Origin of the sequence: Ginsengibacter hankyongi (assembly GCF_008710285.1) — a bacterium.
GTDB lineage: Bacteria > Bacteroidota > Bacteroidia > Chitinophagales > Chitinophagaceae > Ginsengibacter > Ginsengibacter hankyongi.
Genome location: NZ_VYQF01000004.1, coordinates 164,751 through 180,889, shown reverse-complemented (window position 1 = coordinate 180,889; position 16,139 = coordinate 164,751). Strand labels below are relative to the sequence as shown.

The window sequence follows — 16,139 nt, the reverse complement described above, 5'->3', positions numbered from 1 at the left end:
TGAACAGGCAACCATTTTATAATTCACGCTTTACCATTAACAATTTAGTTTTCACAACCCACAACCATATACCAACCATGTCAGATACAAAAAATTTACCGTTACTGGAAAGAATAAAAGTTACCGGAGATGCGCTGCGAGGAACCATTGTTGAGAGCTTAAATAATGAAATAACAGGCGCCATGCGGGAAGAGGATACACTGCTTCTGAAATTTCATGGAATGTATCAGCAGGATGACCGCGACCGGAGAGAAGAAAGAGCACAAAAAAAATTGGAACGATTGTTTTCATTCATGATACGCCTGCGCATGCCGGGAGGTATTTTGACTGCAGAGCAATGGATAGCCCTGAACGAAATTGCAGGGAAAGATTCTACAGATGAACTTAAAATCACAACACGCCAAACCATTCAATTGCATGGGGTTCTTAAATCAAGATTAAAACCAACTCATAAGATATTTAACCAGGTACACCTGGACTCTATTGCCGCTTGCGGCGATGTAAACAGGAATGTAACCTGCAGCCCCAATCCTACGCAATCACCACTGCACGAAGAAATATTTGAATATGCGGATAAAATAAGCAATTTCCTGAAACCGAAGACCAGGGCCTATTATGAAATATGGCTTGATGAAGAAAAAATAGTTGATAAAAAACTGGAAGAAGATGCCTTGTACCGTGATGCATATCTTCCTCGTAAATTTAAAATAGGAATTTGCATTCCGCCTAACAATGACATTGATGTATTTGGTAATGACCTGGGATTGATCGCCATCATTGAAAATAAAAAATTAGTGGGTTTCAATTTTGCTGTTGGCGGAGGCCTGGCATTCACTTTTGGCAACCCGGATACTTACGCACGATTAGCAACAGAAATTGGTTTCGTAGAAGCAGGAGAAAAAACTTTTAACGCGATTTACGAAATAGTAACGGTTCAAAGAGATTATGGCGATCGTGTTGACAGAAAGCAGGCAAGGATGAAATATACCCTGGATAAAATGGGAGTAGATCAATTTAAAGCGGAGGTTGAAAAGCGTATGGGCTTTAAGTTTCAAGAATTAAGGCCTTATGTCTTTAACAAACGCGAAGATTATTACGGCTGGCAAAAGGATATTAATGGTAATTGGTATTATACTCTTTTTGTCGAAAATGGAAGAGTGCTTGATAACGAACAAGTGGCTATAAAATCAGCCTTGCTAAAAATTGCAAAAACAGGAAAAGTAAAATTCAGGTTTACCGCAAATCAAAAAGCAATAGTGAGTGATGTTTCGCCAGAAGACAAAAAGGAAATTAACGATATTTTAGAAGAATATAAAATTATTGAGCATACTAACAATGCTTCTGTGATCAGGAAAAATTCAATGGCATGCGTGGCATTACCAACATGCCCTTTAGCATTGGCTGAATCACAGCGCTATCTTCCTTCATTACTTACGAAGATTGAAGCACTACTTGCAAAGTATGATTTGTCCGATGAAAATATAATTACAAGAATGACAGGTTGCCCCAATGGATGCGGCCGGTCGTCCGTTTCGGAAATAGGTTTTATAGGAACTGCGTTAGGAAAATACAATCTTAATTTAGGTGGCGATCATGAAGGTTACAGGCTAAACCAGTTATATAAAGAAAGCCTGGACGAAACTGAAATTCTCCGTGAACTGGATTTATTATTTGCCGATTTTAAAAAAGAAAGAAAACCAAATGAAAGATTTGGTGACTATTCCTATAGAAAAATATTCCACAATTAAGTGATACTTCAACAAAATATCGTCCTGGCTATTTTGCTATTTCCTGTTGCATCTGTTGCGCAACGCACAACGCAGCGAACCAATATGATTTGGGCAGGATATTATAATACGATTCGCCTTCCTAACAAATGGTCAATACCAAGTGATGTTCAATTAAGAACGAAAGACTGGACTAATAAATGGTCACAACTTTTAGTTCGTTCAGGATTGGCTTATTCTTTGAATAATAATTTTTCGGTTACAGGTGGTTTGGCTTTTTTTAAAAATGCTCAATACGCAGATAAAAAACTATTATTAAAAAATGAATGGCGACCGTGGCAGGAATTATTTTACCAGCTTGCAATACATAAAACCAATCTTGTTCAACGATTAAGAGCCGAACAACGTTTTCTCCAGGAAGTTGTAAATAACAAAAAGATTAATAGCTATCAATACATTTTTCGTTTACGGTACAAGTTTGAATGGCAATTCCCTTTAGACGAAAATAATACCAGGCTATTAATTGGAAATGAAATAATGGTTAATCCTGGTAATATCAATGCTAAATCATTTTTTGATCAGAACAGAATTTCTTCAGGAATTAATTTTAAACTGAATTCCATCACTAATTTACAGTGTCAGTATATTAAGATATTTCTATGGCACAGCAGCACATCTGTTCTTGAAGATCAAAATATATTTCGTGTAAATATTTTTCAGCAATTTAATTTCAAAAAAACTAAGAAAACAAAGCAAGCATAGGTGACAGAAGAAAAAGAAAATATAGTAGTTGAAGAGGGAAATAAACTCTTTCCCGTTTTTCTAAAGCTTGAAAAGCTGCGCCTGCTTATTATTGGCGGCGGCAATGTTGCTTTGGAAAAACTAACTGCGGTTATTAGCAATTCTCCTGCAACTATCATTCATCTTGTTGGAGTTACTGTCCAAGATAAAATATATGAAGTTGCAAAAGATTTCTCCAATATAACAATTGAAGAAAGGCCTTATTCATTTACTGATTTTGAAGATGCAGATATTGTAATAGCCGCTGTAAATGATATAACAATAAGTAAACAGATAAGGGATGACGCACATCGTTCAGGTAAATTGGTAAACGTTGCAGACAAGCCTGAACTCTGTGATTTTTATTTGAGCTCTGTTGTAAAAAAAGGAGATCTTAAAATTGCTATTTCAACTAACGGTAAATCGCCAACCGTTGCAAAAAGACTGAAAGAGCAGATCAATAATATGATGCCTGATGAAATAGAAAATGTTTTAACAAACATGCATTTAATTAGAAATGGATTAAATGGAAATTTTGCAGAAAAGGTTAAACATTTAAATGAGATTACTAACGTATTAGCAGCCAAGCAAATTATAGAACAAGACTCAGTTAAGACAGGAACAAAACAGTGGCAAAAAATTGTTGGATGGTGTCTCCTTGCTTTTTTCTTTATGATATTAGGTCATGGCATTTTATCTTATGTTCCTTTTAATAAATTGATGGATAGCATAAAAACCATTCCGCAATATGTAGATACCAAACCATTTTTCATCATGTTCGTAACCGGCTTCATTGCACAAATGGTGGATGGGTCATTGGGCATGGGTTATGGAACTATATCAACTACATTTTTGTTAGCCAATGGTGTTAATCCTGCAATCGTTAGCAGCAGGGTGCACTCTGCAAGAGTATTTTCGAGTGGGGTATCGGGTTATAGTCATCATCGTTTTGGCAACATCAATAAAAAACTATTCAAATCTCTTGTTATTCCAGGAATCATTGGTGCAGTTATCGGCGCCACTTTGGCTGTTTCTGCCCAGAAATTTAAATACGCTGATTATATAAGAATACCGCTATCATTTTATACTTTATATCTTGGTTATTTTATTCTGCAAAAAGCATTCAATAAAAAAAAGGTTAATGGTAAAATAAAAAGAGCCGGATGGTTAGCGACCATTGGTGGCTTCGTCGATTCTTTTGCCGGCGGTGGCTGGGGAACGCTTGTTACAAGCACATTAATTTCAAAAAGAAAAAGTCCACGTTATGTTGTAGGCTCCGTTTGCCTTGCGGAATTTTTTGTGGTGCTATGCAGCTCCATTACTTTTTTTATTTTCTTAAAAAGCCTTCCCATAGTAGAAATAGCCGGGCTTATTGTTGGTGGCTTGCTTGCTGCACCGTTAGCAGCAAGGTTGGTTGGAAAAGTTCCGGTGAAAAAAATGTTTATTGCAATCGGCGCTTTAGTTATACTTACAAGCTGCATCACACTTTGGAAAGTGTTTGCACATTTAATGCATTGATAATTTTTATACCTGCAATACAAGTAATCGAAATACTTCTACATACTCTTGGCCATATCAATCATTGCAGAAAGCTCGCTTACTAATTTATCATCACTCCCATCAAAGCCTATTGATTTAAAACGAATAGTTCCTTTTTTATCAATTATAAATTTTGTAGGAATGCCTGTAACCTGGAATTGATCAACTACTTTGCTGTCATTGTCCATCAGCACATCGAAATCGTATTTATTCGCCGTTATAAAATCTGCTGCATTTTTTTCTTTGTTAGCCTCCTGTTCCCACGTATCTACAAACACAAATTTTACTTCGGGATCTTCTCTATATTTTGTCACCATCTTTTCCATAGCCGGAAACGAGGCTTTGCAGGGGCCGCACCACGTTGCCCAGAAATCAACAACCACAACTTTATCTTCCAGGTCTTTGATATTTATTTTCTTTCCTTTTAAATCAACCAAAGTAAAGGCCGGCGCTTTATCCTTAAGAATTCCTTTTTTAATTTCCGCAATCATTTTTAAATAACTTTCTTTCTCAAGCGCAGTTATATAGTCATCAAACCCATTTTCCGATTGATGTTTTTTTACATAAAATCTCTTTAAAATGTCTTTTATTTCAGAAGTTGATTTACCGTCTTTTACAAATTGCTCTAGTTGTTTTACATATTCTTTTTCAGGTAATGTTTTTTCTGCAAGTAATGCATAAGTATTATTTTCATCGGCTTGTTGTCCTTTGCCAATTTTTATTGCGGCATCTTTTGTATAGGGGAATCCTTCTTTATATTTTCCCTGCTTATACATAACCATTGCATAAGTATCGGCATACATACCATAAATGTTTTCACGGGAATTTGTCCATTGCTTGTTTGTAAGATAACCTGGCTTTACACCAGATGGATTTTTCCATTCATTCTTAGCCCATTCGGTAGCAATCTTCGACATGGCTTCCGCTTCATTTAAATTAGTACCAGTCTTTTGTATTTCCCATGCATTATTGTTGTAAAGTGAAGCCAGCTCGGCACCTTTAATATTATATTTTTCAACTGCTTTTCTCATACCTTCCCAATCTTTATTTGCTGCATATGCAGCAGGGACGGCAGATTTAAAAAAGGGCAAAGAAGGTTCAAGATATTTCCATGAAGAATCGTTAGATATTTTTGAAATGATATCATCCAGCATTGGTTCTTTTTTAGCAACATCTTTTTCAGCCAAATATTTTTGAATGTATTCCGCCTTGGCCCATTTGCCATCCCGAAATTTTTCTTTTTTCAGATCGTTGATAAGTTTTGATTGTTGCGGCAGTTTAGCAAGTGAATATAAATTTTGAACATTTGCATAATCATTTTCATCTTTCAAGCCGGATTTTATTTGTTCTTCAATTTCTTTTTGAATAAACACAGATGCTTCTTCTGTATGTACCTGCGAGTATAATCTTGCATAAGCAATCAAATTATTTTTCTTTGATTCGGGATAGGCCTTAAATTCTTCCTCCATATACTGCAAAGCCTTTTCATTATTGGCGTCCATGCCAACATTTCTTCCATAATATTCGTAGAATAGTGCAGTGTTATTATTGGCGCCTTTCTTTACTTTATCGCCATCGTATAATTGAATCCAGTATCCGTTATTAAAATTATTATCGAATTTTTTATCCGATGAGAAACTAAAAAATGCAAAATTCTCTGAGGTGTCAGTAGGCACAACAGCGGTATAATCGTGCCCGATTCTTTTAAGTTGAAGTTCATTCGTCGTTTGTCCTTTACTTCCCATAGAATAAACAATTGCCTCTATTGGAGCCGATGTATTTGCAATATTACCCGAGGGCGTATAAGTGATGGTAATTACGTCTCCGGCCTTTGGCTTTTCGGGAAAAAACTTAAAATTATTTTGTGCAAAAGATGAGAGAGTGAAAAACAATACCACTACGAATAGAAAAGTTTTGGTGCGCATGGCTTTTTAGTTTAGATAATAAATTTAATAAATTATAGCAGCAAATTCAAAATCGTCAATAGCGAGACACTGTTTTAGAAGAAATTAATTTAAAATGATTTCTTATATCGCTATATATTCAAAAGTTGCTTTGTTATAAAGACGTTCGTGAAGTACATTTGCAATCCCTATTCAAAAACATGGTAATCTTTGTACCAAAAAAAGTAAGCAAATGAAGAAATTACATCCCATTACTGAAGCAATCCGGATTCAAACAGAACGCACCAATGAAATGGAACATTCCACTCCTATGTTCTTAACGAGCAGCTTTTGTTTTGATAATGCGGAAGAGATGCGGGCAGCATTTGCTGATGAAACGAATGATAATATTTACAGCAGGTTCAGCAACCCAACGGTACAGGAATTCATTGATAAAATGGTTTTGCTAGAAGGGGCAGAAGCAGGCGTTGCTACTGCAACAGGCATGAGTGCTGTATTTGCAACCTTTATGGCTCTATTAAAACATGGCGACCACATTTTATCATGTGATGCGGTTTTTGGAAGTACGCACAATATTCTCAAAAAATATTTACCTAATTATGGAATTGAATTTTCTTATGTAAGCGCTGATAAACCTGGTGAATGGGAAGCGGCTATAAGGCCAAATACAAAAATGATTTACCTTGAAACACCTACCAATCCAGGGCTTGAAATTATAGATCTTGAATTTGCTGGTGCATTGGCAAAAAAGCATAATCTTATTTTAAATGTTGATAATTGCTTTGCCACACCGGTAAACCAAAGGCCGATAGATTTTGGAGCTAATCTCGTTGTACATTCAGCCACGAAGTGGATTGACGGGCAGGGAAGAGTGCTGGGGGGTGTAATTGCAGGTGATAAAAAACTGGTCAGTGAAATTTTTTCATTTTGCCGAAATACAGGCCCATCCTTATCTCCATTCAACGCATGGGTATTGAGTAAAAGTTTGGAAACATTAGATGTGCGCATGGAACGTCATGCGAATAATGCTTTGCAAATTGCCACTAAATTGGAAAATCATCCTAAAATATCCTGGTTAAAATATCCTTATTTAGCAAGCCATCCACAACACCGAATCGCAATTAAGCAAATGAAAAATGGAGGAGGAATTATATGTTTCGAATTAAAAGGCGGAATTGAAAGCGGAAGACAATTTTTAAATAGTTTGGAAATGCTTTCGCTAACGGCCAATCTTGGCGATTCAAGAAGCATTGCTTCTCACCCCGCAAGTACTACCCATGGCAAGCTTACAGAAGAAGAGAGATTGAAGGTGAATATAACGCCCGGGCTTATACGCATTTCTGTAGGACTAGAATATGTGGATGATATTTTGAATGATATTTTGCAGGCATTGGAAAAATGTTGATAAAGGCTGAAAATTAATTCAGGAAAGTCCTGCTTTTCAGTCTTTATATGGGAACATTTATTGACCGTTAGTATTAACAACTATTTTATACCAGGTAACTAAAAGCATCATCACCGCCTTTAAGTTCTGTAAATTTTACATTATAGTGCCGAAGATTTCGCAATAAAATATCATAATCTTTTTTAGACTTCAATTCTATGCCTACTAACGCGGGGCCGTATTCTTTGTTATGCTTTTGGATGTATTCAAATCGTGCTATATCATCTGTCGGACCTAATACATGGTTTACAAATTCTTTTAATGCCCCGGGGCGTTGTGCAAAGCGAATTAAAAAATAATGTTTTAGTCCTTCATATTGTAAAGACCGCTCTTTTATTTCCTGCATCCTGTCAATATCATTGTTGCCACCACTTACAACGCAAACAATATTCTTACCTTTAATTTGTTCTGCATAATCATCTAATGCAGCTATAGCCAAGGCTCCTGCCGGTTCTGCAACAATTGCATCTTCATTATATAATTTTAAAATGGTAGAGCAAATTTTCCCTTCAGCAACCAAATGCAAATCATCTAATACTTCTTTACAAATAGAGAAAGTGATGTCACCGACTTTTTTTACAGAAGCACCATCTACAAATCTCTCTATATTTTCTAACGTTACCGGGTAACCGGCTTTCAGGGCTTCATACATAGATGGAGCTCCCTCGGGCTCTGTTCCAATAATTTTCGTTGCTGGAGAAAGCGACTTAAAAAAAGCTCCAACACCGGCTGCCAATCCGCCGCCGCCTACGGGAACAAACAAATACTCCACTTTGTTTAATTCTTCCAGGATTTCGACGCCCACGGTGCCCTGTCCTTCTATAATTTTATAATCATCAAACGGCGGAATGAAAATCATTCCATTTTCTTGAGTAAATCTTTTTGCCGCGACAGAACATTCATCATAAGTATCACCAACTAACTTTATTTCAATAAAATCTTCGCCAAACATTTTTGTCTGGCTAACCTTTTGATTAGGAGTTATAACAGGCATAAACACCACACCTCTGCACGCAAGTTGTTTACATGAATAAGCAAAACCCTGAGCATGATTGCCTGCACTGGCGCATACGACTCCTTGCTTTAACTGGCTTTCATCCAGGTTACTCATCATATTATATGCGCCGCGAATTTTGTAAGAACGAACTACCTGCAGATCTTCTCTTTTTAAAAAAACATTACATTCATATTTTTTTGAAAGATGATGATTGTAAGCTAACGGGGTACGATAAATGATTTTCTTTAGCCGGTCTGCCGCAGCCGGAAAATCAAGTCCCCATTTTTTATATAATGGATCTGCAGGAGTTGCCCTATTTGAGATTAATTCAGTCAATTAAAAACTAATTTGAAGTTGTTTCCATCTTAGACGCTTCCTTCACGTCATCTGCAACTGCAGGTTGATTTTCAGGCCTCAAACTTCTTACAGTCTTTCCAGCCTGCCACATTTCACTATCAGCTAATTCTTTTAATTCTACTTCCAGCTTTTCCCTGTAATCAGTTTTGCTGTTGCTTTCAATTGAACGGGCGGCTTCTTTACCCGTAGCTACGCTTTCATACAAATCATTAAATACAGGTAACGTAGCATCACGGAATTTCTTCCACCAATCTAATGCGCCACGTTGCGCTGTTGTTGAGCAATTCGCGTACATCCAATCCATTCCATTTTCTGCAACCAATGGCATTAACGATTGCGTAAGTTCTTCAACTGTTTCATTAAACGCTTCAGAAGGTGAATGGCCGTTTTTCCTTAAAACTTCAAATTGTGCAGCAAAGATTCCTTGTATGGCTCCCATTAAAGTTCCACGTTCACCAGTTAAATCGCTGTACACTTCTTTCTTAAAAGTTGTTTCAAATAAATATCCTGAACCAATGGCAATGCCTAATGCAACAACCCTATCAAAGGCTTTACCTGTTGCATCCTGGAAGATTGCATAACTGCTGTTTAATCCACGACCCTGCAAAAACATCCTTCTTAATGAAGTGCCTGAGCCCTTTGGTGCCACTAAAAATACATCAACATCTTTCGGTGGAACAATACCCGTTTGATCAAGATAGGTAATACCAAAGCCATGAGAAAAATATAACGCCTTTCCGGGAGTTAAATGTTTTTTTACGGTTGGCCACATAGCAATTTGAGCAGCATCACTTAATAAATAACAAATGATGGTACCTTTTGCTAACGCAGTTTCAATGTCAAATAAAGTTTTACCTTCTACAAAACCATCACGCACGGCTTTGTCCCAGCTTTTTGAATTTTTACGTTGGCCTACAATTACATTAATACCATTTTCTTTTTGGTTTAATGCCTGGCCGGGGCCTTGCACACCGTAACCTATTACAGCTACTACCTCATCTTTCAATACTCCCTGTGCTTTTGCCAAAGGAAATTCATCACGGGTAACAACGTTTTCTACAGTGCCACCAAAATTTAATTTTGCCATTTTTATTTGTTTTTATTTTATTGTATTGGTTTTATTATTCGTAAATATCCATTTCGTTTAGTCTTTCCCGTTATCAACTAACTTTCTTTTCTCATTAAATGATAATTTATTTCCAAAAGGGTCTATCACTTCCATGCACCATGAACCATAAAAAGTTTCTTCCAAACCGGGCCGGTTGTATTTATATTTTTTTTCTATCAGCATTTCATGAAATTCTTTTAAGCCCGTGCACCATAAAAAAACTCTTGTCCCGGGTGTAGAATCGCCATGGTGCTCACTTAAATGAATAGTCAGTCCTTCTCTTACCACTTCAATATACTTAGGCATGCCTTCTTCAAATACATGTTCAAATGTTATTTTGAAGCCAAGCCAATCAACATAAAATTCAATTGCCTTTTGATAATCAAATATTCTTAATATGGGTATAGTTTGCAGAACGACCATATATAAAATATTACATGCTAAACACTTCTTCCTGTTTATCTAAATATTCATTCTCTATTACTTCTTCGCCAGGCTCCCTTTTTTCAAACTCTTTTACCTTTTCATGAAAGCCACTGCTGTCTTTTATAATAGCAACCCTGGCGCTTCTTACAAATTCAATCAGGCCATAAGGTTCTAAAAATGCAATCAACTTATCTGTCTCTTCACGATGACCGGTTGCTTCAAACACTGTGTAGTCTTTTCTTATTGCAATTGCCCTGGCGCCAAATTCGTGCAGTAATCTTTCCACTTTTACTTTTTCGGCTATAGCATCCGTTGGCATTTTATATAATGCCATTTCCTGCCAAACGATTTCGTCGTTGGTATTATAGTATGCTTTTAAAACATCTACCTGCTTTTCAATCTGGCGAGCTAATTTTTTCACTACTTCTTCTGTTTCATCAATTACAATATTAAAACGGTGGATGCCCGGTACTTCAGAAGGAGAAGTATTTAAAGAATGTATATTAATTTTTCTTCTTGAAAAAATAATAGCTATACGGTTGAGCAAACCAATTTGGTTTTCAGTATAAACCGTTAATGTGAATTCCTGTTTCATTTAATATTTTTTAATAATGATTATTTTTTTAATTTCTTACTACTAATTTTTTTGCTTAAAAGCCAGGACTCGTAATCTTTTATAATCAGCATACCAACTTCCGTTTCTATAATTTGTAGGTTCAAGTAATTCCTGCACTTCATTTAAAATATGGTCAGTATCACTTTCGTCGATTCCATTAAAATATGAGGTAGCAAACATTTTTAACCAGTGTTTAATGCCATCAATATCGTCACTCAATTTTGTTTCCCTGTCATAAAGAACTGAAAAAGTAACCCTAAACCCTTTTGACTCTAACAGTGAGGTATACTCGCCCAATGAAGGAAAATACCATACAGGAATCGTAGCATTTTGCTGGTACCCACGTTTTATCAAAATCTTTTGCAATGCCTTAATAATCTTCGCAACATTATTTCTGCCGCCCATTTCCAATACTAATCTTCCATGTCTTTTCAGATTATTATAAAAACACTCAATAGCTTTATCCTGGTCCTGGATCCAATGTAAAACCGCGTTCGAAAAGATTCCATCAAAATGTTCATCAAAGCGAAAATCCGTTGCATTTTGCACCTGGAATTCTAATTCGGGATATTCGCTTTTTGCCCGCGCCACCATCTCTATCGAATTGTCAATCCCAATAACAGTAGCGCCGGACGCAGCAATTATGCTTGTCAAATAACCAGTACCGCAACCCAGGTCAAGTATTCGTTCACCGGCTTGTGGATTTAAAAGTTCGACCAGGTCTTCCCCATATTTAAAAACATAAGAATGTTTATCATTATACAGATTGGCATTCCAACCTGTAAAGCCATTAGGTGTTTTCATTTAGATTCAATCTATTTTAAATCAGGCCCTTCTATTCAACATGTATTGTAAAATTATTTAAGCCTTATTTCAGCAACGCTGCAACCCTGGGGTACCATTGGGAATACATTATTTTCTTTACCAACCATAATTTCGAGCAGGTATGATTTTTTGCTTTCCAGCATTTGCTTTAATGCATCTTTTAATTTTTCTCTTTGAGAAACTCTTTGCGCATCGATATTGTATGCTTTAGCTAAGGCAATAAAATCCGGACTTTTTATATCGGTAAATGAATAGCGCCTTTCATGAAATAACTCCTGCCATTGGCGTACCATTCCTAAAAATTCATTATTAAGAATTATAATTTTCACGTTTATATCATCCTGCATAATTGTACCTAATTCCTGCAAAGTCATTTGAAAACCTCCATCGCCAATTATGGCGATTACCGTTCTGTCCCGTGCGCCATATTTTGCACCGATAGCTGCAGGCAATCCAAACCCCATCGTTCCTAAGCCTCCCGAAGTAATATTACTTTTTGATTGATTAAATTTTGCATACCGGCAAGTCACCATCTGGTGCTGGCCAACATCAGTAACCATTACCGCATCGCCACCGGTTAATTCGTTTAAAAGATTTATTACTTCACCCATCGTAAGTTGTTCTGTTGTTGGGTTTAATTCTTTTTTTATGCAGATATCTGTTTCTTCCTGTGCATACTCATGAAATTTTTCTACCCACTCTGAATGATGTTTTTTATCAATATGATTTGTGAGTAAAGGCAACGTTTCCTTACAATCGCCCCAAACCGGTACGGTTGTTTTTACGTTCTTATCAATTTCAGAAGGATCGATATCGAGATGAATTATTTTCGCCTGTTTAGCATATTTATCAAGCCGCCCTGTTACACGATCATCGAAGCGCATACCAACGGCTATCAATACATCGCATTCATTTGTTAATACATTTGGCCCGTAATTACCGTGCATGCCTAGCATGCCTACATTTAGCGGATGATTGGTGGGCAACGCACTTAATCCAAGGATTGTCCATGCAGCAGGAAGGCCACCTTTCTCAATAAAATTTTTAAATTCTTTTTCTGCTTTACCAAGAATAACTCCCTGGCCAAAAATTACGAAAGGCTTCTTCGCATCATTAATGAGTTTAGCTGCTTCTTCAATGTATTCTTTTCTTACAATTGGCTTCGGACGATAACTGCGGATGTGCGTACACTTCGTGTAGCCGTTGTAATTAAACATTTGCAACTGCGCATTTTTTGTAATGTCGATTAACACGGGCCCTGGCCTACCACTCTTCGCGATATAAAATGCTTTTGCCAAAACAGATGGAATTTCGGTTGCATCAGTTATTTGATAATTCCACTTGGTAACAGGTGTTGTAATATTAATAACGTCCGTTTCCTGGAAAGCGTCAGTTCCTAATAAATGTGCGTATACCTGCCCCGTTATACATACGAGTGGAGTGCTGTCAATCATCGCATCTGCAAGCCCTGTTACCAGGTTTGTTGCGCCAGGTCCGCTGGTTGCAAACACAATTCCCGGCTTACCAGATGTTCTTGCAAAGCCTTGTGCGGCATGTATTGCTCCTTGTTCGTGGCGCACTAAAACATGATTTAGTTTATCTTTATAATCCCACAATGCATCATACACGGGCATAATAGCACCTCCCGGATAGCCAAAAATTATATCTGCATTTTCTGCTATAAGAATTTCAAGTAAAGCGACAGAGCCGGAAACTGATGTCGTTTCTTTTGGTTCTGTTTTTACTTTTTCTTTTACTTTTTCAAGAATTTCTTCCATAACAATATTTTTAAATTTTCTAATAACTTTTTTAAGACAACCAGTCAAATTTTACTTATCTGTTATGCAGCCTTCAGCTGCAGTTGTAACAGATTTTGCATACTTATATAAAACTCCTCTCGTTGCTAATAGAGCCGGCTGTTTCCATTTTTTTCTTCTTTCCTCAATTACTTTTTCATCAACCTTTAAAGTAATTTTTTTATCCGGAACACTTAGTTCAATGACATCATCATCTTCTACAAGCCCGAGCAGCCCTCCGTCGAAAGATTCAGGAGTTATATGTCCGACGACAAAACCATGGGTTCCGCCACTGAATCTGCCATCAGTAATTAATGCAACATCCTTACCAAGTCCGGCACCAATAATTGCAGAAGTTGGTTTTAACATTTCAGGCATACCCGGAGCGCCGCGCGGACCAACGTGTTTTATGACAACAACATCTCCCTTTTTAATTTTACCTGAATTAATTCCACTAATCAATTCGTGTTCGCCATCAAAAACTCTTGCAGGACCTTCAAATAGTTCACCCTCGTGTCCGCTTATTTTTGCAACACTTCCGCCTTCGGCTAAGTTGCCATACAATATTTGTAAATGACCGGTTGATTTTATCGGCGCTTCTATCGGAAGAATAATTTTTTGTGCTTCAAAGTTTAAATCCGGAACATGCTTAAGATTTTCTTCGATGGTTTTTCCTGTTACCGTTAAGCAATCACCATGCAGCATATTTTTTTGTAATAAATATTTCATAACTGCGGGTACGCCACCAATGTTATGAAGGTCTTCCATTAAATATTTTCCACTTGGCTTTAAATCCGCTAACACAGGAGTTTTATCACTTATTTTTTGAAAATCGTCCTGGGTTATTTCAACACCAACACTGTTAGCCATTGCAATCAAATGCAAAACTGCGTTTGTGCTTCCGCCTAACACCATAACAATAGTCATTGCATTTTCAAATGCTTTTCTTGTCATAATATCGGAAGGCTTAATATCTCTTTCAAGCAACAAACGAATGGCTGCACCTGCGGCACTGCATTCATTTTTCTTTGCTTCACTTAAAGCAGGGTTTGATGATGAATAGGGCAAACTCATTCCTAACGCTTCAATTGCACTTGACATAGTGTTCGCCGTATACATTCCGCCACAGGCGCCTGCTCCAGGACAAGAATGCATCACGATTCCTTTAAAGTCTTCTTCACTTAAATCACCTTTTATTTTTTGTCCTAATGCTTCAAAAGCTGAAACAATGTTTAAGTCTTTTCCTTTGTAATGACCCGGCGCAATAGTTCCACCATATACCATAATAGAAGGGCGATTCAATCTACCCATTGCCATAATGGAGCCGGGCATGTTTTTATCGCAGCCAGGCACTGCAATTAGTGCATCATAATATTGAGCACCGCAAACAGCTTCTATGGAATCAGCAATGATATCACGGCTAACTAACGAATAGCGCATACCATCCGTACCGTTGCTCATTCCATCGCTTACTCCAATAGTATTAAAGATGAGTCCAACCAAATCGTTATCCCACACTCCCATTTTAACGAGCTTTGCCAACTCGTTCAGATGCATGTTGCACGTATTGCCATCGTATCCCATACTTACAATACCAACCTGTGGTTTTTTAAGGTCATCATCTGTTAAGCCAATGCCATAAAACATTGCCTGGGCTGCAGGTTGAGTAGGATCCTGCGTAATTGTCTTGCTGTATTTGTTTAATTCGTTCATATAGTAATTGAGGTAGTTGTAAACGCTTTTTCCACAACTAATTTTTTATAAGCGTTTTGAATTTGTATTCCTAAAGTATCTTTCCATTGTTTTTTAAAGGGAATATTATCGAGCGATTCCATTCCAATTACTTCTGCAGCGGTACCACAAAAGAATGCAGCATCTGCACCATGCATTTCAGATGTTGTTATTTGCTTTTCCACAACAGGTATATCCAATGTCTCACATATTTCCAATACAGTAGCCCGTGTAATGCCTGGTAAAATATTTCCCAACTGAGGTGTGTATAAAACTCTATCTTTTTGCATAAAAACATTTGCTCCGGGGCCTTCTGCAATAAAGCCATTCATATCATTCAGCAATGCTTCATCAAAACCTTTTGCCTTTGCTTCCTGGCTGGCAAGAATAGAATTTACATAGTGGCCTGTTGCTTTTGCTTCAATCTTAAACCCTTTAGGATTGGGTCTTTCAAAAGATGACGTCATTACACGTAATAATTTTTCACCAAGAAAGGGTTGCATCTCCCAGGTTTCAATTACAATAAAAGATTCTTTATTTGGATTAAAACTCATGTTGGCGGGCGCATATACTAACGGTCTAATGTATGCGTCCTGCTGATTGTTTTTATCTAAAATTTCGTAGGTCGCTTTTATCAACTCTCTGGCAGTCCACTGATAAGGAAGGTTCAAGGCATTAGCCGAATTTTTTAATCGATCAAAATGCTCTTCTTCTTTAAAAATTTTCGTTTTGCCTGATGATGATTTATAAGAACGGATTCCTTCAAATACACCATAGCCATAATGAAGCGTTTGACTGTATAAGTCAATTTTTGCTTCCGCAGCCTTTACAATCTCTCCATTGAGATAAATAAAAGTATTTGTGTTGTAATACATAATTTTTGTTTTCC

Annotated in this window: 13 protein-coding genes; 4 read left to right on the top strand and 9 right to left on the bottom strand. The window is 37.0% G+C overall.

Annotation, left to right across the window (positions count from 1 at the left end; translation table 11 throughout):
• Nucleotides 1-77: 77 nt before the first annotated feature.
• From cysI to FW778_RS15230, 3 genes are read left to right on the top strand one after another with little or no spacing between them, the layout of a single operon-like run.
• The gene (cysI, locus tag FW778_RS15240) at nt 78-1,748 is read left to right on the top strand and encodes an assimilatory sulfite reductase (NADPH) hemoprotein subunit (RefSeq protein WP_150415665.1); all 1,671 of its coding nucleotides are present in this window, start codon (nt 78-80) and stop codon (nt 1,746-1,748) included.
• The gene (locus FW778_RS15235; protein WP_150415664.1) at nt 1,749-2,489 is read left to right on the top strand and encodes a DUF2490 domain-containing protein; all 741 of its coding nucleotides are present in this window, start codon (nt 1,749-1,751) and stop codon (nt 2,487-2,489) included.
• A complete protein-coding gene (locus tag FW778_RS15230; protein WP_150415663.1) occupies nt 2,490-4,025 on the top strand; it encodes a TSUP family transporter in 1,536 nt (511 codons plus the stop codon).
• Between the two features lie 38 nt (nt 4,026-4,063).
• On the opposite strand, the gene FW778_RS15225 is transcribed toward FW778_RS15230, so the two are convergent.
• The gene (locus FW778_RS15225) at nt 4,064-5,971 is read right to left on the bottom strand and encodes a TlpA family protein disulfide reductase (RefSeq protein ID WP_150415662.1); all 1,908 of its coding nucleotides are present in this window, start codon (nt 5,969-5,971) and stop codon (nt 4,064-4,066) included.
• Nucleotides 5,972-6,182: 211 nt separating this feature from the next.
• On the opposite strand from FW778_RS15225, the gene FW778_RS15220 reads away from it, so the two are divergent.
• The gene (locus tag FW778_RS15220; RefSeq protein WP_150415661.1) at nt 6,183-7,355 is read left to right on the top strand and encodes a trans-sulfuration enzyme family protein; all 1,173 of its coding nucleotides are present in this window, start codon (nt 6,183-6,185) and stop codon (nt 7,353-7,355) included.
• A gap of 85 nt (nt 7,356-7,440) precedes the next feature.
• Here the strand turns inward: FW778_RS15220 and ilvA are convergent, their stop codons facing one another.
• From ilvA to FW778_RS15180, 8 genes are read right to left on the bottom strand one after another with little or no spacing between them, the layout of a single operon-like run.
• A complete protein-coding gene (ilvA, locus tag FW778_RS15215; RefSeq protein WP_235906276.1) occupies nt 7,441-8,727 on the bottom strand; it encodes a threonine ammonia-lyase in 1,287 nt (428 codons plus the stop codon).
• Nucleotides 8,728-8,734: 7 nt separating this feature from the next.
• Nucleotides 8,735-9,835: a ketol-acid reductoisomerase gene (ilvC, locus tag FW778_RS15210; protein ID WP_150415660.1), complete on the bottom strand. Its 1,101-nt coding sequence runs from the start codon at nt 9,833-9,835 to the stop codon at nt 8,735-8,737.
• 57 nt (nt 9,836-9,892) lie between these two features.
• Nucleotides 9,893-10,279 carry a glyoxalase superfamily protein gene (locus tag FW778_RS15205; protein ID WP_150415659.1) on the bottom strand — a complete coding sequence of 129 codons (387 nt, stop codon included), beginning with the start codon at nt 10,277-10,279 and terminating at the stop codon, nt 9,893-9,895.
• 10 nt (nt 10,280-10,289) lie between these two features.
• Nucleotides 10,290-10,877: an acetolactate synthase small subunit gene (ilvN, locus tag FW778_RS15200; protein ID WP_150415658.1), complete on the bottom strand. Its 588-nt coding sequence runs from the start codon at nt 10,875-10,877 to the stop codon at nt 10,290-10,292.
• A gap of 42 nt (nt 10,878-10,919) precedes the next feature.
• Entirely contained in the window at nt 10,920-11,702 is a 783-nt protein-coding gene (locus FW778_RS15195) for a class I SAM-dependent methyltransferase (RefSeq protein ID WP_150415657.1), read from the bottom strand.
• Nucleotides 11,703-11,755: 53 nt separating this feature from the next.
• Nucleotides 11,756-13,501 carry a biosynthetic-type acetolactate synthase large subunit gene (ilvB, locus tag FW778_RS15190; protein WP_150415656.1) on the bottom strand — a complete coding sequence of 582 codons (1,746 nt, stop codon included), beginning with the start codon at nt 13,499-13,501 and terminating at the stop codon, nt 11,756-11,758.
• 51 nt (nt 13,502-13,552) lie between these two features.
• Nucleotides 13,553-15,232, bottom strand: a complete 1,680-nt coding sequence (gene ilvD, locus FW778_RS15185; protein WP_150415655.1) for a dihydroxy-acid dehydratase — start codon at nt 15,230-15,232, stop codon at nt 13,553-13,555.
• Nucleotides 15,229-16,125, bottom strand: coding sequence for a branched-chain amino acid transaminase (locus tag FW778_RS15180; protein ID WP_150415654.1), 897 nt, complete (start codon nt 16,123-16,125; stop codon nt 15,229-15,231). The genes ilvD and FW778_RS15180 overlap by 4 nt, the downstream gene beginning before the upstream one ends.
• Nucleotides 16,126-16,139: the final 14 nt, after the last annotated feature.

Coding starts and splice junctions, on each gene's coding strand:
- cysI (WP_150415665.1), top strand. CDS start 78: ATGTCAGATACAAAAAATTTACCGTTACTGGAAAGAATAAAAGTTACC.
- FW778_RS15225 (WP_150415662.1), bottom strand. CDS start 5,971: ATGCGCACCAAAACTTTTCTATTCGTAGTGGTATTGTTTTTCACTCTC.
- FW778_RS15220 (WP_150415661.1), top strand. CDS start 6,183: ATGAAGAAATTACATCCCATTACTGAAGCAATCCGGATTCAAACAGAA.
- ilvC (WP_150415660.1), bottom strand. CDS start 9,835: ATGGCAAAATTAAATTTTGGTGGCACTGTAGAAAACGTTGTTACCCGT.
- FW778_RS15205 (WP_150415659.1), bottom strand. CDS start 10,279: ATGGTCGTTCTGCAAACTATACCCATATTAAGAATATTTGATTATCAA.
- ilvN (WP_150415658.1), bottom strand. CDS start 10,877: ATGAAACAGGAATTCACATTAACGGTTTATACTGAAAACCAAATTGGT.
- FW778_RS15195 (WP_150415657.1), bottom strand. CDS start 11,702: ATGAAAACACCTAATGGCTTTACAGGTTGGAATGCCAATCTGTATAAT.
- ilvB (WP_150415656.1), bottom strand. CDS start 13,501: ATGGAAGAAATTCTTGAAAAAGTAAAAGAAAAAGTAAAAACAGAACCA.
- ilvD (WP_150415655.1), bottom strand. CDS start 15,232: ATGAACGAATTAAACAAATACAGCAAGACAATTACGCAGGATCCTACT.
- FW778_RS15180 (WP_150415654.1), bottom strand. CDS start 16,125: ATGTATTACAACACAAATACTTTTATTTATCTCAATGGAGAGATTGTA.